This is a genomic window from Pasteurella skyensis (assembly GCF_013377295.1).
GTDB lineage: Bacteria > Pseudomonadota > Gammaproteobacteria > Enterobacterales > Pasteurellaceae > Phocoenobacter > Phocoenobacter skyensis.
On the sequence record NZ_CP016180.1, the window covers coordinates 271,702 to 290,234 of the forward strand.

The 18,533-nt window shown below is 34.1% G+C and carries 14 protein-coding genes and 4 tRNA genes; 14 read left to right on the forward strand and 4 right to left on the reverse strand.

Translation table 11 applies throughout. From position 1 onward, the window contains the following. Positions 1-61 precede the first annotated feature (61 nt). From A6B44_RS01245 to ptrA, 8 genes are all read left to right on the forward strand, one after another. Positions 62-250, forward strand: a complete 189-nt coding sequence (locus A6B44_RS01245; RefSeq protein ID WP_090921590.1) for a helix-turn-helix domain-containing protein — start codon at positions 62-64, stop codon at positions 248-250. Continuing rightward, positions 250-882, forward strand: coding sequence for a host cell division inhibitor Icd-like protein (locus tag A6B44_RS01250; RefSeq protein ID WP_090921592.1), 633 nt, complete (start codon positions 250-252; stop codon positions 880-882). The genes A6B44_RS01245 and A6B44_RS01250 overlap by 1 nt, the downstream gene beginning before the upstream one ends. After that, on the forward strand, positions 875-1,198 hold the full coding sequence (locus A6B44_RS01255) for a hypothetical protein (protein ID WP_090921594.1): 324 nt from the start codon (positions 875-877) through the stop codon (positions 1,196-1,198). The genes A6B44_RS01250 and A6B44_RS01255 overlap by 8 nt, the downstream gene beginning before the upstream one ends. 88 nt (positions 1,199-1,286) lie before the next feature. Beyond that, the gene (locus tag A6B44_RS01260) at positions 1,287-2,978 is read left to right on the forward strand and encodes a DNA primase family protein (RefSeq protein WP_246253121.1); all 1,692 of its coding nucleotides are present in this window, start codon (positions 1,287-1,289) and stop codon (positions 2,976-2,978) included. Between the two features lie 120 nt (positions 2,979-3,098). Further along, positions 3,099-3,668, forward strand: a complete 570-nt coding sequence (locus A6B44_RS01265) for a hypothetical protein (protein ID WP_090921595.1) — start codon at positions 3,099-3,101, stop codon at positions 3,666-3,668. 10 nt (positions 3,669-3,678) lie between these two features. Continuing rightward, complete coding sequence (locus A6B44_RS01270) at positions 3,679-4,116, forward strand: hypothetical protein (protein ID WP_090921597.1); 438 nt, start codon at positions 3,679-3,681, stop codon at positions 4,114-4,116. A 39-nt stretch (positions 4,117-4,155) separates the two neighbouring features. After that, the gene (locus tag A6B44_RS01275) at positions 4,156-5,100 is read left to right on the forward strand and encodes a major capsid protein (protein WP_090921599.1); all 945 of its coding nucleotides are present in this window, start codon (positions 4,156-4,158) and stop codon (positions 5,098-5,100) included. A 754-nt stretch (positions 5,101-5,854) separates the two neighbouring features. Continuing rightward, a complete protein-coding gene (ptrA, locus tag A6B44_RS01280) occupies positions 5,855-8,752 on the forward strand; it encodes a pitrilysin (protein WP_420801016.1) in 2,898 nt (965 codons plus the stop codon). A gap of 50 nt (positions 8,753-8,802) precedes the next feature. Here ptrA and A6B44_RS01285 read toward each other — a convergent pair whose 3' ends face one another. From A6B44_RS01285 to udk, 4 genes are all read right to left on the reverse strand, one after another. Next, positions 8,803-9,159 carry a DUF1801 domain-containing protein gene (locus tag A6B44_RS01285; RefSeq protein WP_218061379.1) on the reverse strand — a complete coding sequence of 119 codons (357 nt, stop codon included), beginning with the start codon at positions 9,157-9,159 and terminating at the stop codon, positions 8,803-8,805. A gap of 2 nt (positions 9,160-9,161) precedes the next feature. Further along, complete coding sequence (locus A6B44_RS01290) at positions 9,162-9,584, reverse strand: VOC family protein (RefSeq protein ID WP_090921606.1); 423 nt, start codon at positions 9,582-9,584, stop codon at positions 9,162-9,164. A gap of 42 nt (positions 9,585-9,626) precedes the next feature. Beyond that, positions 9,627-10,367 (reverse strand): helix-turn-helix domain-containing protein, encoded by a 741-nt coding sequence (locus A6B44_RS01295; RefSeq protein WP_218061380.1) that lies wholly within the window; start codon positions 10,365-10,367, stop codon positions 9,627-9,629. Positions 10,368-10,562: 195 nt separating this feature from the next. Then, on the reverse strand, positions 10,563-11,216 hold the full coding sequence (udk, locus tag A6B44_RS01300; protein WP_090921608.1) for a uridine kinase: 654 nt from the start codon (positions 11,214-11,216) through the stop codon (positions 10,563-10,565). Positions 11,217-11,356: 140 nt separating this feature from the next. Between udk and mfd the strand changes: the two genes are divergently transcribed. From mfd to ileS, 6 genes are all read left to right on the forward strand, one after another. Continuing rightward, positions 11,357-14,815, forward strand: coding sequence for a transcription-repair coupling factor (mfd, locus tag A6B44_RS01305; RefSeq protein WP_090921610.1), 3,459 nt, complete (start codon positions 11,357-11,359; stop codon positions 14,813-14,815). A gap of 142 nt (positions 14,816-14,957) precedes the next feature. Continuing rightward, a tRNA-Gly gene (locus A6B44_RS01310) sits at positions 14,958-15,033 on the forward strand. Between the two features lie 14 nt (positions 15,034-15,047). After that, positions 15,048-15,134 (forward strand) — tRNA-Leu (locus A6B44_RS01315). 30 nt (positions 15,135-15,164) lie between these two features. Further along, a tRNA-Gly gene (locus tag A6B44_RS01320) sits at positions 15,165-15,240 on the forward strand. Positions 15,241-15,253: 13 nt separating this feature from the next. Beyond that, positions 15,254-15,340: transfer RNA gene (locus tag A6B44_RS01325), tRNA-Leu, on the forward strand. Positions 15,341-15,644: 304 nt separating this feature from the next. After that, positions 15,645-18,452 (forward strand): isoleucine--tRNA ligase, encoded by a 2,808-nt coding sequence (ileS, locus tag A6B44_RS01330; RefSeq protein ID WP_090921613.1) that lies wholly within the window; start codon positions 15,645-15,647, stop codon positions 18,450-18,452. Positions 18,453-18,533 lie beyond the last annotated feature (81 nt).

An 18,533-nucleotide genomic window follows, 5' to 3' on the forward strand; every position in this document is an offset into this window, starting at 1 on the left:
AACGGATCTTATAGCCTATATGTAACGCACGATAATTCAATATACACGAGGAGAAATATAAATGAATCAATTTCAAAATGTATCAGATGACAAATATTACACCGTTAAGGAAATAGGGGAACTTTTTGGCGTGTCTCGTAGTAAATTAGACCGCTTAGCCAGAGAAGGAAAGATCAAAAAAACAAAATTTGGGTCAAGTACATTATTTAAAGCAACGGAAATTCAACGCTATTTAGCCAGTACAAACTAATGAAAAAGATACATTTTAACAAAAATTTTTTAATTTATAGCAAAAAATACTTTACAACACGTAGTAAAATTTGGCATTATTTGGGTGTTGTAGCAAAATCTACAACCGAGCGTGACAACTCGAATATATTACACAAGGCGAACAGTAGCACGCCATTTTACCGTGCTTTTTTTGTTCGTAGCACACGTATACCTAAAAAACATTTTAATTTAGGCAAAGAGTATCAAGAGCAACAAGAGAGCCAAGAATACCCGCCTAATTTTATAATATTTCTCTCAATGGTAGCGTGTAATGGGAAAGGTTTAGCCCTTTGCTGTATTCCTTGTGTTGCAGTTTGTCACCCCGTTACACGTTACCGCCCAATTGTGACAAATAAAGCGGTAACTTCTGAAATATCACACAAGGAGTTATTAGCAATGATTTATTTATTACTATGTGTCAATCGCACAAAACCAACCTTTAATACTGAAGTAGTACGCATTCAAGCACCCAATGAAGATGAAGCACGTTACCAGCTAACGGCTGATTATCAATTACTTAAAGTATGCGGGCGTTTAAACCCTCAACACTTCTCTAAAACTAATCCAAAACTGCTTACTTGCAATCAAATTCAAGGGGGATTTTATGCGTAATGAATTACATATTGCTTTAATGAGACATTTAGATAATAAAATACAAAAATTAGCAAATGATAAAGAAGCATTAGATGATCTTTATACTAAATATGATATTAAAGTTGATGAAACGATATGTTCACTAAATGAATTAAGTAATATTCTTTATGAATATGGTATAGATCAAGACTCCCAAAATAAAGAATTAGACCCTTCAACTTTAACCCATATTAGTATTTTAATGAAAAATAGTTTAGATATGCTTTCTTTGGCTTTATACACAAAAGAAGAAATAGGTAATTATTTATATATGTTAAAAAGTGGGGGTAAATGATGACAGCTAAATTAAAAAATGCCCCGCATTTAATTGACCAACCTAATAGCCCTTTTAATGATTTGGTTATTTTAGCAGGTAGTAAGGCGTGGCAATCTTGGGAAAAGGGCAAGAGTGGTTATTTCTTTGTGAACAAATTCGCCACGACAGTAAACAAAAGCCTATTATTTTGGGAGAGACACAACTTAAGGAAATTGAAAGGCTGAAATTATCAGAACCAAACCAAAGAAATATTAAAATATATATTTTTGGGAAATTAAGTGAGGCTCAAAAAACGGCGATTTGTTTAAATATTGCAACGAACACAGAGGCTCAAATTATTGCTTTTTGTGACAATATAGGGCAGATATTAGAAAATGTAAGTGATTATATTGTTAGATTGAGAACAGAGCAAAATAGCGTAGCTGAAATGGTTAATAAAAGTCTAAAAAAGCCAGTTATGATAGATCTAAATAATGATAAACCCACACAAAAACAGGTGGTTGAATCCTTTTTATTGTGGAGTAAAAAACCGTTAGGCTATGATACTACTAAATGCAAAATGTTAGAATATAATGGGCTTTATTGGGAGCAACTAAGTAATCAATCATTACAGCGTAAAATTATGGATTTTTATGATCAATTTAATGGTGATTATACCGCCAATAAATTAAAGTCTATTGCTGATCTTGTTGCATTAAAAGCTGATGAAATACCTACACAAAATTCTGATTTTATCGGTTTTAAAAATGGAGTATTAAATAAAAAAACAGGTGAATTTTTACCTCATCATATTGATCATCATTTACGTTATATTGAAAATATAAAATGCAACACTTATACAAGAACCCCACTTTTTAATAATTGGTTGGATTTTGTGAGTAATGGGAATACACATAAAAAACAGGCTATTTTGGCGGGGTTATATATGATTTTAACCAATAAACACGAATGGGGATTATTTTTAGAGGCGACAGGCGTTGCTGGTGCGGGTAAATCTGTTTTTAGTCAAATAGCTTCTATCATAAATGGACATTGTAATACCGCCTATATTAGTTTACAAGAATTAGAAATAGATAAAAAAAGATCAATGTTGATTGGTAAAAGTTTAGCTATTTCACCCGATCAGAAACCTTATAAAGGTTCAGCTGATGAATTAAAAGCGATTACAGGCGGGGATCAAGTAACGGTTAAGATTAACTATGTAGATGATTTTTCACTAAAATTAAATCCCGTCTTTATGTTGGTAACTAATTACCCTTTATTATTTACAGATAGGAATGGTGGAATTTCAAGAAGACGGGTTATTATTCCTTTTGATAGAGCCATACCTAAAGATCGAAAAGATGTCAATTTTATTGATAAAGTAAAAACAGAGGTTTATGGCATTGTGAACAAGTTATTGTCTTTATTTCCTGATCCTGAAACCGCTAGGGAAGTATTAGAAAATTATAAAGAATTAGATGAAGGGAAGAATATTAAACGAGAAGCAAATCATTTAATAGACTTTTTAGGGCATTTTAAATTAACGGAAGATAGAAAAGGGGCATTAAGGGTTGGAAGTGCAAGAAGTAGTGTTCTAGGTGCTAACAATGAAAGTCTTTATTCGGCGTATTTGTTTTATTGTCAGTGCCATAATATTAACTCTTTAAATGTTTTGAGTTTTAAACAAGCATTACCTGACGCTTTTAAAGAAACAGGTGAGAAAACTCCGTATAGTGAAAAAATGTATTATGGTTATCCAACAACAAATGCTCATTGGAAAGATAGGCATACCTCAATAAGGCAGTGGGAAGGATAACTATTAATAAAAAAAGGGCGTTTTAAATCGCTCTTTTTTATTATTTGAGATTTCTCAAACACAGCAAGAGATGTTATTTTTTTATAATTTGTTTGAAGTTTAACAAACAAAGGATACAAAATGCAAAAGGCAATTTTTGAAATTCTAAAAACGGGAAGATTTAATGGTCGTGATATGGTTGTAAATTTTTCATCTCAAACTTTAGCAGAACTTAAAAAATACTATTCTGAAGATATTCGTATTGCTCCTTTAGTTTTAGGTCACCCTGAAAACGATAAACCACAATATGGAAAGGTTAAAAAACTTTTTCATTTTAAAGATAGCTTATTCGCAGAATCTGAAATATCAGAAGAATTAGTAAAAAAAATTAAAGATGGGGAAATTAGTGGGGTTTCTTGTTCTGTACATTTTCCCGCTTCTAAAACCAACCCCATTAAAGGATTGGGCGTGTATCTAAAACACGTTGGATTTTTGGAAAAAGGAAAAGATGAACCCGCAGTTAAAGGAATGATTAACCCTATTGAAAGTGTTTCCCATATTAATTTAAATAATGGAGTAAATAATATTTTTCTACTAAATGAAGATGAATTTAATCCAAGTCCAAAACTAGGGGAATTACACCAAAAAGCATTATATTTTGAAAAAGTACTAGGTATTGATTATTTAAATGCCTTAGATGTAATTCAATAAGGGGTATGAAATGGATAAAAATATAGAAACATCAGAAGAAAAAAATAACCGTTTAATTGCTGAACTTAGCCAAAAGCAGAAGGATATACAAGAGCGAGAAAATAAAATTTATATTGATGAATTACTTAAAAATGGTCGTTTATTTCCAAGTCAAAAAGATGAGGCTCTATCTATTTTAAATATGGCTACAGGATATGATAACGAGATGGTTATATCATTAAGTGAGGGGGAAAGTTTTGAAAGTAAAATAAAATCATTTTTGGATAAAATGACATTAATTAATTTATCAATGCAAACTACAGACTTAGATATAAATTTGAATAAAAAGCAAAGCGTTTGGAGAAATGAAAATGAAAAAGACCCTGAATTATTAGATTTACAAATAAAAACATATATGAGGAATTATAATGTAAATTATAAGACCGCTTTTGAACATTTAACTAAATAAATCAAAGTGCAAACATAAATATAATAGAGGTAAACAAAAATGACAACACAAACAGAGCAAGATAGCCAAACATTAAAAACACACAGAATTCAAGATCCAGTATTAACTAATTTAGCACAAGGGTATTATAACAATGAACTGGTTTGTGAAGTTCTAATGCCAGTAGTAGAAATAGGAAAAGAGGGCGGTAAAGTTCCAAAGTTTGGACGACAGTCTTTTATACTACCCTCAACCATTAGACACCTAAGAGGAAAATCAAACAGAATAAACCCCGAAGATATAGCTACCATAGATGTACAATTGGAAGAACACGACATTGAATACGGAATTGATTATCGTGAAGAAAATGAAGCGAATTACCCATTATTGCAATATGCTCTTTCTGTAACACAAGATATTATTGCTTTAGGGCGTGAGGTACAAGTTGCTAAATTAGCCCAAGATAGCACTAATTATAAAAGTGATAATGTTATCGCCTTAAAAGGTAATAAAAAGTTTAGTAATAAAAAATCTAATCCTTTAGAAACAATTGAAAACGGAATTTATGCAGTATCAGCTTCTATTGGTATGAAACCAAATACTTGTATTATTGCTTCTAATGTTTGGAAAGAACTGAAAGAAAATGAAGTACTTTTAGAAAGAATTAAATACACTAAAACGGGTATTTTGACTCCTGAAATCTTTGCCGAATTGATTAATATTCCAGTAGTCAAAATTGGCGAAGCAGTTCAAGAAAAAAATGGCAACCTTGAAAAAATTTGGAATGATTGTGTTATTTTGGCTTATGTATCAGAAAGAGCAAAAACTAAAAAAGGCAGTATATTTGACCCAACTTTCGGTTATACTGTACGAAGAAATAAAGGACTTTTTGTTGATAGGTATATGGAACACGGAGGTAAAGTTATTGTAATAAGATGTACGGACATATATAAGCCTCATTTATTGGGTAGTTCAGCAGGATACCTAATTAAAGATTGCTTATAAATAGACAATAAAAAAAGAGTGGTGAAAGCCACTCTTTTTTATAAGGTTGAGTGGGGGTCGAACCCACATACACATAGAACAACAATTCCTGATGGCTTACCTTTAGCCGACCAACCCTACTAACAAGCAGTTTAATAATAATTTAAAAGTAAGTCAATGTGGTTTAATTTTTGATTAAAATAAATTAGTTATATAACCGCTTTTTGATTCCAAAATTTAAATAAGTGGCAAAATAAGCCACTTAAGTGAAAAAACCCACTTGCTATAAATCCTTGTGTATCAATGCTTACAGCGTTTTAAGTGGATAAGTGGGTTTTTTTTACAAAACTTTTATTTTTTTATTTTTATGTTATTTCTGATAAAATTACTGCGAAAAACTAACAAACAAAATTTATTCATTATTTGTTGTTTATCCAGTTTTTTATCTCAATTAGGGCGGGAATAAGTAAAATCTGAAGGGATTAAATGGGTAGTTAGTGTATTATAGTTTATTGTAAACTATTTTGATTTTGTTTTTTAGTACCCAAAATAGTACCCAATTGATTTTGTTTGTTTATAAAAGCTATTTAGAATCAATAGCTTGATTGTTTGATTTTGGTGTGATTATCCCACCACTTTTACCTCAAATCCTTTTATTTCTCTATCTATTTGCAACTGCGTTCCGTTTTATTTGTCTAATGAAAACCAAAATTTAACTTAGGAGAATAAAGTGAAAAAATCACTTTTTTATGTTATTTCCGCTGTGAGTGTGGCAATGATTGCTCCACAAGCGGTCACATCTGAATTAGAAAATGCAAAAAATGTTGTTATTTCTAAGTCTACCCAATCAACCGATGGCTTTAAAATTCTTACCGATAATATCGTAAAAAGTCCTGCAGATAGCGCAAATTATCGAGGCATTTTACTGGATAATGGTATGACGGTATTGCTAATTTCTGATCCAAAAGCCAATAAATCATTGATGTCTGTTGCCTTACCAATTGGTTCAATGGAAGATCCTGATACCCAACAAGGTTTAGCTCATTATTTAGAGCATATGGTGTTGATGGGGTCAAAAAAATTTCCTGAAACCAATGGGTTAGATCATTTTTTAAGTAAAAATGGGGGAAGAAATAATGCTTCTACCAGTAATTCTCGTACGGCATATTATTTAGAGGTAAATAATAATGCCTTTGATGATGCCGCTGCTCGATTGGCTGATGCTTTAGCCGCTCCTTTATTATTAGAATCTAATGCTAAAAAAGAGTTGAATGCGGTCAATTCAGAGATGATTCGGGCTAAATCAAGTGATGGTTATTTACTGTATAGTGTTGAGTTAGCAACAGCAAATTCTGCTCATCCAATCACAAAATTTACAGTAGGAAATAAAAAGACATTATCAGATAAGTCAAACAGTAAATTACAAACTGAACTTGAGCAGTTTTATAATAAATATTATTCGGCAAATTTAGTTAAAGCAGTGCTTTATTCTAATCAATCCTTAGAAAAGCTGGCGAAATTAGCCGTGAATACTTTAGGAACAATGGCAAATAAAAATTTGCAAAAACCTGAGGTTAAGGTACCGCTATACCTTGCAAAACATAAAGGCGTAATGATCCATTATAAGCCAATTAAACCAATGAAATTATTAGAGATTAACTTTGATTATCCTAATAATGAAATGGCATTTAAATCTAAAACCAATGCCTATTTAATTTATATGTTTAATAACAATACCACAGGAACCCTTTCAGATTATTTGATTAAAAATGGTTTGTCTGCTAATGGTATTCAAGCTGGTGCGGATGCTAATTTGGGGCGTAATCGAGGCAGTTTTACGCTTTATATAGATTTAACTAAAAAAGGTTTGGCACAGAAAGATAAAGTGATCTCATTGGTTTTTCAACAGATTGAAGCGTTGAAGAAAGCAGGAATAAAAGAGAGTTATTTCAAAGAGATGGAACAAAGTTTAACGCAAGAGTTTAAACATCTAACTGTAGAAAAACATCTTGGTTTTGTCGAAGATATTACGGATGCAATGTTGCTTTATCCATTGGAAAATGTCATTAATGCAGGATTTATTGCTGAGGCAATGGATAAAAAAGCCATTGAAGAAAAATTAAATGCAATGACATTAGAGAATGCTCGTATTTTATTGGTGAGTAAAAATGCAAAAACCAATCAAACTACGCCTTATATGGAAGCACCTTATTCAGTTGCCAAATTTACTCCACAGCAAAAAGCGAAATGGTTGCGTGTTGATCAAGAGGAGATAATTAAATTACCTGAATTAAATCCTTATTTTGCAACAGATTTTTCGTTAAATGTAACGGATAGTACTCGTTTAAAACCACAAAAAGTGGTTGAGAATGCAGGTGAAAAAATTTACGCAATGGGAAGCCAATATTTTCCTAAAGAGCCAAAAGCGATGATCAGTTTAGATTTTCTGATTGCACCACGAACCAATGCGTTAAAATCAGAAATAACCGAATCATTATTAAATTATATGAATTATCTTGCACTGAACAAATTAGCGTTTCAATCTTCAGTCGCAGGCATAGATGGGGATTTATTTTATAGTGAAAATGGCATTAGTATCAGATTATTAGGCTATCCACAGCACTTTGAGCGTTTAGTGAAAGATGCTCTTACTGAAATGAAGAATGCTGAGTTAAAAGAGAGCGACCTTATTCAAGCAAAACAGCAGATATTGGAAGCCTTAGATCGTCAAAAAAAGGAAAACAGTTTAAATCAGGCGGTGAGTGCATTTCACCATTTGGTCAGTTATCCTTATTTTGAGCGTGAAAAACAGAAAAAAATGGTTTCTAAAATCACCTTACAAGAGATTAAGAAAATGCGAAATCATTTATTTAGTCATACAACAGGGATTGAAGCCTTAGCCGTCGGAAATTTAAGTGATAAGCAGGTTATCTCATTGACGAATACTGCAAAACAGCTGATTCATAACAGTCAAACGGCATTAGGTAAGCAACCATTTATTGATTTTCGTGATGTATCACAAAAAGTGAATTATATTCAGCGAGTACCCAATGAAGATGATGCACTGGTTGCAACTTATTTACTTAAAGGGAATAATCACTGGTTTGATTATGTCCGTTCCACATTGTTAGCGGATATTATTTCTCGCTGGTATTTCAATGATTTACGTACTGATAAGCAATTAGGTTATGTGGTCTCTGCACAAGCTGTACATACAGGCAAAACCTCTGGTTTACATTTTATGGTACAAAGTCCAAATACGAAACCAAAAGGTATAATGGAACATAATCAACGATTCTTTAAAGAGAGTGAAGCAAAATTGCAAGCAATGACTGAACAAGAGTTTGATGAGTATAAAAATAGCTTATTAGAAATATTGCAACAAAAGCCAGAGTCGCTAAGACAAGAGTTTTTACGTTTTGCTTCTGATTTTGATCGTAATAATTTTAAATTTGATCATTTGGAAGAAATTATCAAGATAACCCAACATATCACCAAACAGCAAGTAGTTGATTTTTATCAACAAGCGGTGATGGAGCAACGTGGTTTTGTCTTTATTAGCCAAGCATTGGGGAAAAAATCGAAATTAAGAGATCAGGTTACTTTAAAAGATTTCAAAACAGTGAAAAGTATTGAAAAATTACAAAAAAGTTTACCTGTATCTTATTGGTAAAACAGACTAAATAAAGCGGTGAGATATGATCAATTATTTGCAAATTTTGCTCAGCATCTTACCGCTTGTTTTATAAAATATTCCACATTTTTATTTTGAAGATCATCTATTGTTCTAATTTTTAGATGTCGGCGGTATTTTCCAGTACCTTCCAGTAATTTATTAGGATCTTTCATTAAAAAGCCTTCGACAAACTCGAAAGAAATATGCTGTTTCCTGACAAATAAACCACCAAAATCTTTATTATTAATTGAAAACATAATACCACCATAAATGATTTTTTCATCAGTTGCTTGATGGTTTTCAAAAACTATTTCACGTATTTGGTTTAAAATAAGGTATTTTTCGTTATCAATACTTAATATATCATTCAAAAATGTTTGAACTTGATCACTTTGGGATTTCATCATTATTCCACTTTTTCTGCAAAACCAAGAATGTAACCATTTAAATCTTGTACATAAAATTCTTTCATTCCATACCAAGTTGTTTTTAGGTCAGTGATGGTGAGATTTTTATTTTTTAATGATTGATGTAATTTACTAATGCCGTCAATTTCCATATAGAATGAAACAGTTGCTCCAGTAGTAGAGGTTTTACAAAAAGTCATATCTTGTTGGAAAGAGTCTAAACGCTGTAACATTAATTCAATATTGTCTTTTTGGAGCATTGCGTACACATAGGCTTTATTTTTATCTAATGTCTGTTCGACACCATCTTGGCTTTCAGGCACAGCCATAACTAGCGTAAATCCAAAATGCTCGGTATAAAAATGAACAGTTTCGTTAATGTCCTTTACCGCTAAATTGGGGGATAATTTGTTGATTTTCATAGTTACCTCTTTTTACCAGTTAAAAAATCAAACACAAAATTATCATTTATTTAGTGTTGATAATTGTAAAAATCGGTCGTTTTCATTTCTGTATAGTTCTTTAGGGGTAACACCAGCGTATTGCTTTACTTCTTTGATAAAGTGAGATTGATCAGAATATCCATTGTTAGGAGTTAGTTTTCCTGCTGAGATCTGTTTATAGGAGGATTTAAAACGAATAATTTTTAAGAAATTTTTTAACGAAAAACCAAATTGTTTACTAAAGTAACGGTTAATTTGTCTGCTACTCCAAAAAACCTGTTCCGATAATTCCGTTACTGTTTTTACATTCTGTTGATAGATAAGATCAAATAATGTCAATTTTCTATTATCCATATTTTTAATCTGTGTTATTACATTCTCAATATGATGTGTAGTATGACTAACAAATCGTTCAAATTCATTGTGTTGGAAACTGTTAAGATTCCAAAAATGAAAAGGAAGAGTGTGTTCAGTATCTAAAATTGATTTTATCTCTCTTTGAAAAATATATTCAGCAGCTAAGATCTTAAAACGTATTGCAATAAAAGTTTTATTTTTAGGTATGTCGATATGTTTTGGTGTAGTCCAAATGCCTGTAAGTTTTACTGTTGTTAAAAGGTTATCTTCAAATTCAGCAATTAAATCAAAGTAACCATCTGGTAGGATAGTGTGTTGAATGGCTTTATCAGTTTTATAATACCAAAAACATTCTATGAAATTTTGTAAAAATCCTGTTGGTTTAAGAGCTTTATATTCTATCACAGTGCTACTCTCAAAATGATTTTCTTATTTTAAGCGGTGAGATGTGATCAATTATTTGCAAATTTTTATCAACATCTTACCGCTTAATAGTGACTTATTTTCATTAATTTGGCTAGCAGGGGGTAAGGGAGATTTCTCCCTTATCTAAGTAATACTCAATATCAGTATTACATAAGCACATTGTTTTTTCTTAAACTATTTTTGACCTAATAATTGTCTAATTTGTGCTTTTAAGATATTAATCGCCACTCTGTTTTTGCCACCTTTTGGCACAATAATATCCGCATACTGTTTTGATGGCTGAATAAATTGTAAGAACATAGGACGAACTGTTTTACGGTACTGAGAAATCACAGAGTCCATTGAACGACCACGCTCTTCCATATCTCGTTTTAAACGGCGTATAAAACAAATATCTAAAGGCGCATCAACAAAAATAGACATATCCACTTCATTACGAATCATTTCATCGGTCAGTAATAAAATCCCTTCAAGAATAATGACACGCTTAGGTTCAAAGGATCTAACTGTAGGTAAGCGAGTATGTTCAACATAACTGTATTCTGGAATTTCGATATTATGCCCAGCTTTTAGGGCTTGAAGATGAGAAACTAACAGGGCGTGATCCATTGAATTTGGGTGATCGTAATTGGTTTTAATACGCTCTTCCATTTCTAAATGGCTTTGATCTCGATAATAAGAATCTTCGGAAATAATACCAATATCATCAATACCGAGCTCTTCTTTTAATTCATTATAAATAGTTGAAGCAATGAGGCTTTTTCCTGAAGCTGATGCTCCAGCAATGGCGATAACAATACAAGAGGGGGTGTGTGCTGAATTTGACATAAGATTATCCATTTGTGGTCTAAAACTAGGGTAATTATAGCGTAAAATTAATATTGTTACACTTTTATGTGATGCTTTTGTGGATAGAAATACAGGAGTTTAGTAGAATATTTGTAAATTTTTATGAAAATCGTACCGCTATGACTTTTAACTTGCAGCTTAATCTGCCTAAACTTACACAAAAACATCAAGATCATCAAACATTAGGTAACTTAATTGGGCATTCAGATACACTTGCCATTGCAGAAGCTGCAGAACAATTTAATGGCGTTACCGTTGTTGTTACACCTGATATTCACACAGCACTACGTTTAGAGAATAGCATTAAGCAATTTAGCCATTTATCTGTGCAATTATTTCCTGATTGGGAAACCTTGCCTTATGATAATTTTTCACCTCATCAGGATATTATTTCAACCCGTCTGTCAGCTCTCTTTCAGTTGCAACAGGGCAATAAGCAGATTTTCTTGTTACCCATTCATACGTTATTACAAAAAGTATGCCCAAAAAGTTATTTAGCGAATAATGTATTTTTAATTAAAAAAGGGGATTGTTTTTCAATCGGTAAGTTACGTTCTCAGTTAGAAAGCGCTGGCTATAGAGCAGTAGATCAAGTATTAGAATACGGTGAATATGCAGTGCGAGGAGCGATATTAGATTTGTATCCAATGGGAAGTAACAGCCCTTTTCGATTAGATTTTTTTGATGATGAAATTGATTCAATTCGTACTTTTGACGTAGATACACAACGTACTATTAAGGAAATTGCAGAGGTAAATTTATTACCTGCACACGAATTTCCTACTGATGAAAACGGCATTGAATTTTTTAGGAAAAAATTCCGTGAAAAATTTGCGGAGATTCGTCGAGAGCCAGAGCATATTTATCAACAAGTCAGCAAAGGGGTATTAAACGCAGGTATCGAATATTGGCAACCTCTCTTTTTTGAGGAAATGGCGTCTATTTTTGATTATCTTCCACAAGAAACCTTATTTATTACTTTTGATAGCTTTGTCGAAAAAGCAAAATTATTTCAACAAGATACCAAAAGTCGCTTTGAAAATCGTCGAGTTGATCCAATGCGTCCTCTACTGGAACCTAATGAATTATGGTTTAGCATAGAAGAAATTAATCAATACCTTAAAGCCTATCCTCGTTTGACGTTAACGACTCAAAAAACACGAAAATCGGCCACAAAACTGAATGCAAATATTGCACCTTTACCAGACATTGCGATTCAATCAACACATAAAAATATTTTTAAGCAATTTGAGGATTTTTATACTCACTTTAATGGAAAGATTTTATTTTCAGTAGAAACACAAGGGCGCCGAGAAACCTTATTGGACTTACTCTCTCCCCTTAATATTCAACCTCAACAAGTCAATAATCTTACTGATATTAGTGAGCCTTTTAGCTTAATGATAGGCGCATTAGATCAGGGTTTTATTATAGAAAATCCAAGCGGTGAGTTATTGGCGATTATTTGCGAAACAGATTTACTAGGAAAGAAAATTCATCAACAGGGTAGCCGTGAAAAAAATCGCAATACCATTAATCCTGATACGGTAGTACGTAATTTAGCGGAGTTGAAAATAGGGCAGCCAGTCGTACATCTTGAAAATGGGGTAGGGCGTTATAATGGTTTAGTTACCCTTGATGTAGGTGGTATCAAAGCAGAATACCTTATTTTACAATATGCCGAAGAATCTAAATTATACGTTCCAGTGGCGTCTTTACATCTCATTAGCCGCTATATTGGCGGTACAGATGAAAATGCACCTTTGCATAAATTAGGCAGTGAAGCGTGGGTTCGAGCTCGTCAAAAAGCGGCTGAAAAAATTCGAGATGTAGCAGCAGAGTTACTCGATATATATGCAACCAGAGAAACTAAGAAAGGGTTTGCATATCAATATGATAAAGAATTATACCAACAATTCAGTGCTACTTTTCCTTTTGAGGAAACAGAAGATCAACGTACTGCCATTAATGCGGTTATCAGTGATATGTGTTTACCTAAAGCAATGGATCGTCTTGTTTGTGGAGATGTGGGTTTTGGTAAAACGGAAGTGGCAATGCGAGCTGCATTTTTAGCTGTAATGAACACCAAACAGGTTGCCATTCTGGTTCCGACCACATTATTAGCACAACAACATTTTGAGAATTTTAAGGATCGTTTTGCGAATTTTCCTGTGAATGTAGAAGTGCTGTCTCGTTTTAAAACAGCGAAAGAGCAGAAAGTTATCTTGGAAAAGGTTGCACAAGGAAAGGTGGATATTTTAGTTGGAACGCATAAATTACTACAAAATGATGTCAAATTTAATGACTTAGGGCTATTGATTATTGATGAAGAACATCGTTTTGGCGTCAGACAAAAAGAAAAAATTAAACAGTTACGTGCCAATGTGGATATTTTAACCCTTACCGCAACCCCTATTCCACGTACTTTAAATATGGCATTTAATGGTATTCGAGATCTCTCAATTATTGCCAGTCCCCCTGCTCGACGATTAAGTACTAAAACCTTTGTACGACAAAATGATGACAACATTATTAAAGAAGCCATTTTACGTGAAATTTTACGTGGTGGTCAGGTCTATTATCTACATAATGATGTTGCAACCATTGATAATTGTGCGGATAAACTTATTGAATTAGTACCAGAAGCACGTGTTGTGATTGGGCACGGACAAATGCGAGAGCGAGATCTAGAACGAGTAATGAGTGATTTTTATCATCAACGTTTTAATGTGTTAGTGTGTTCAACTATTATTGAGACAGGTATTGATGTACCTACAGCGAACACTATTATTATTGAACGAGCAGATAAATTTGGTTTGGCACAGCTACACCAATTACGTGGACGTGTGGGGCGCTCACATCATCAAGCTTATGCTTATTTACTCACACCACACCCAAAAACTTTGACTAAAGATGCGAAAAAGCGTTTAGAGGCATTAGAATCCCTTGATAATTTGGGAGCAGGCTTTATGTTAGCAACGCACGATTTAGAGATTCGAGGAGCAGGGGAGTTACTAGGAAGTGAACAGAGTGGACAAATCAGCTCTGTTGGCTTTTCTCTTTATATGGATCTCCTTGAAAATGCAGTACAAGCACTACAAGAAGGGAAAGAACCAACACTTGATGAAATTACTCAACAACAAGTTGAAATTGAGTTACGTATTTCAGCATTATTACCAGAGGATTATGTCCCTGATGTGAATATGCGTCTCTCATTTTATAAACGCATTGCCAGTGCAGAAAATGCAAGGGAATTAAAAGAGTTAAAAGTAGAATTAATAGACCGCTTTGGGTTACTACCAGAGCCGACAAAGAATTTATTTCAAATCACACAACTTCGTCATACGGCAAAACAAATAGGGTTGAAAAAAATAGAGGCAAGTGTGAAAGGAGGGTATTTAGAATTTAAAGAAACAGCTACTCCAGATCCAATGAAGTTTTTAAACTTAATTCAATCAGATAAACAAAAATATCAATTTGATGGACCTTTTAAGTTTAAATTTACAGTACCATTACTAGAATCACATCAAAGATTGGCTTTTGTGACTCAGCTATTGAATGACCTAATAAAGGGATAGCGGTGCGATATTGTTCATTTTTTGCAAAAATGGGTGAAACTTTAGCCTAATAAAAATTTTTTAAAAAATAGGGTTTGACATCAAGTGATAAATCTCTAAAATACGCACTCATTGAAGCGTTATTTCTAAATAACATTTCTATGCGGGAATAGCTCAGTTGGTAGAGCACGACCTTGCCAAGGTCGGGGTCGCGAGTTCGAGTCTCGTTTCCCGCTCCATTTTAAAATACGTTGCCCGAGTGGTGAAATCGGTAGACACAAGGGATTTAAAATCCCTCGGCTTTCGGGCTGTGGCGGTTCAAGTCCGCCCTCGGGCACCATTTTTAAAATGAACGACATACCAAAATATTGCGGGAATAGCTCAGTTGGTAGAGCACGACCTTGCCAAGGTCGGGGTCGCGAGTTCGAGTCTCGTTTCCCGCTCCATTTTAAAAGCATTGCCCGAGTGGTGAAATCGGTAGACACAAGGGATTTAAAATCCCTCGGCTTTCGGGCTGTGGCGGTTCAAGTCCGCCCTCGGGCACCATTTAAAATCTTATAAAAATCAAAGTAAAAGTCAAAATGTTTCAGGAATAGTTCTGGTGGTGAAATGTTATTCTACCAGGAATATAGTTGTGAATTTGAGTCCTAATTTTTACTTTACCCATTATCCAAACTTAGACACAAGGGATTTAAAATTCCTCGGCTTCCTAACTATGGCAATTTAAGTCCACTCTTAGTACCATTTTCTATCAAGAAAATTCCGCAATATATAGATTTTTGCTTCATTCTTCTTTACAATGCGGAGATCAATTTTAACTTTTAAAATTTACATTTATGGAAGAGACACAATGACTGATTATAAAAATACTCTAAATTTGCCTGAAACAGGCTTTCCTATGCGTGGGAACTTAGCAAAGCGTGAACCTGAAATGTTAAAAAATTGGTATGACAAAGGCTTATACCAAAAGATTCGTCAATCATCAAAAGGTAAAAAAAGCTTTATTTTGCACGATGGCCCTCCTTATGCGAACGGTAATATTCATATTGGGCACGCAGTAAATAAAATTTTAAAAGATATTATTATTAAATCCAAAACGGCGTTAGGTTTTGATTCGCCTTACATTCCAGGTTGGGATTGTCACGGTTTACCAATTGAATTAAAAGTAGAAGGTATTGTAGGTAAACCCAATCAGAAACTTTCTGCAGCAGAATTTCGTAAAGAATGTCGTAAATATGCAACTGAACAAATTGAAGGTCAGAAAAAAGATTTTATTCGTTTAGGTGTATTAGGGGATTGGGATAATCCTTATTTAACAATGAATTTTGACACCGAAGCCAATATTATTCGTGCTTTTGGAAAAATGGTCGCAAATGGTCACTTATATAAAGGTTCAAAACCTGTTCATTGGTGCTTAGATTGTGGTTCATCATTAGCAGAAGCAGAAGTTGAATATGAAGATAAAACATCACCATCAATTTATGTGCGTTTTAGTGCTGTAAATCAGGAAGAAGTGGCACAAAAATTTAATGCGAAGGGCGAAGGTAAAATTTCAGCCGTTATCTGGACAACTACCCCTTGGACAATGCCATCTAACCGTGCGATTGCATTAAGTGCAGAGTTAGAATATCAATTAGTACAATTCGGCGATGAGCGTGTAATTTTAGCAGCTGAATTAGTTGAAGAAGTAGCAAAAGAAGTTGGTATTGAAGAGTATCAAGTCTTAGGTTCAGCGAAAGGTAAAGAGTTAGAATTATTACGCTTTAACCACCCATTCTATGCATTTGATGTGCCATTTATTTTAGGCGATCACGTTACTACTGATGGCGGTACAGGTTTAGTTCATACAGCACCAGATCACGGTCAAGACGACTATGTGATTGCACGTCAATATAACATTGAAATGGCAGGCTTAGTGGGTAATGACGGTAAATTTATCCCTAGCACTGAATTTTTTGCAGGCTTAGGCGTATTTGAATCAAATGGTGCAGTGTTAGAAAAATTAGATGAGACTGGTGCATTGATGAAAATGAAAAAAATTCGTCATAGCTATCCACACTGCTGGCGTCATAAAACACCAATTATCTTCCGAGCCACACCACAATGGTTTGTGGGAATGGAAACGCAGGGCTTGCGTAAATTAGCCTTAGGCGAAATCAAAAATGTACGTTGGATTCCAGATTGGGGTCAAGCTCGTATTGAAAAAATGGTTGAAAACCGTCCTGACTGGTGTATCTCTCGTCAGCGTACTTGGGGCGTACCAGTAACTTTATTCATTCACAATGAAACCGAAGAATTACACCCACGTACCGTTGAGTTAATCGAAGAAGTAGCGAAACGTGTTGAAAAAGACGGGATTCAAGCGTGGTGGGATTTAGATCCAAAAGAATTATTAGGCGAAGACGATGCTCAAAACTATCGTGCGGTAAAAGATACCTTAGATGTGTGGTTTGACTCAGGATCAACTTATGCGTCTGTGGTACAAAATCGTGCTGAATTTAATGGTAACGACATCGATCTTTATTTAGAAGGCTCGGATCAACATCGTGGTTGGTTTATGTCATCGTTAATGCTTTCTTGCTCAACAGACAATAAAGCACCATACAAACAAGTCTTAACGCACGGTTTCACGGTGGACGGTCAAGGACGTAAAATGTCTAAATCGATCGGAAATATCGTAACGCCACAAGAAGTAATGGATAAATTTGGTGGTGATATTTTACGTTTATGGGTAGCTTCAACAGACTACACTGGCGAAATGACCGTTTCTGATGAAATCTTAAAACGTTCAGCGGATGCTTATCGTCGTATTCGTAACACCTCACGTTTCTTATTAGCAAACTTAAACGGTTTTGATCCAAAAACAGATTGTGTGAAACCAGAAGAGATGATCAGCCTTGACCGCTGGGCGGTAAGCTGTGCATTAGAGGCTCAAAAAGAAATTATTGAGGCTTATGATAATTATCAATTCCACACCGTTGTACAACGTTTAATGCGTTTCTGTTCAATCGAAATGGGATCGTTCTATTTAGATATTATCAAAGACCGTCAATATACAACTAAAGCGGACAGCATTGCTCGTCGTAGCTGTCAAACAGCGTTATGGCACATTTCAGAGGCATTGGTTCGTTGGATTGCTCCAATTCTTTCATTCACAGCAGACGAAATTTGGAATTGTTTACCTGAAATTGAGCGTGCGGAATTTGTGTTTACCGAAGAATTTTACACAGGTTTATTTGGTTTAGATGAAGCAGATCAGTTGGATAATGCTTACTGGCAACAGCTTTTAGCCGTACGAACAGAAGTAAACCGAGTATTAGAACAAGCTCGTAATGATAAAGTGATTGGTGGTGCATTAGAAGCCAAAGTGACCCTTTATGTAAATAAAGAGCTTCAAGAGTCATTGGAAAAACTACGCAATGAGTTACGTTTTGTGTTAATTACATCACAAGTAATTTTGAAACCTCTTGCTGAAGCTGATGTCCAAGTCGGTGAATTAGATGGCTTAGCCGTGAAAGTGGAACGAGCAGAAGGTGAAAAATGTCCACGTTGCTGGCATTTTTCAACAGATATCGGCTCACACGCAGAACACGGTGCAATCTGTGGTCGTTGTGTAGAAAACGTAGCGGGTGCAGGCGAACAACGTCATTTTGCGTAATAAAACTGATAATTATTGTAAAGACGTAGTGTGCTACGTCTTTACATATTTTAATAGATACAAGCGGTCACATTTGATAAA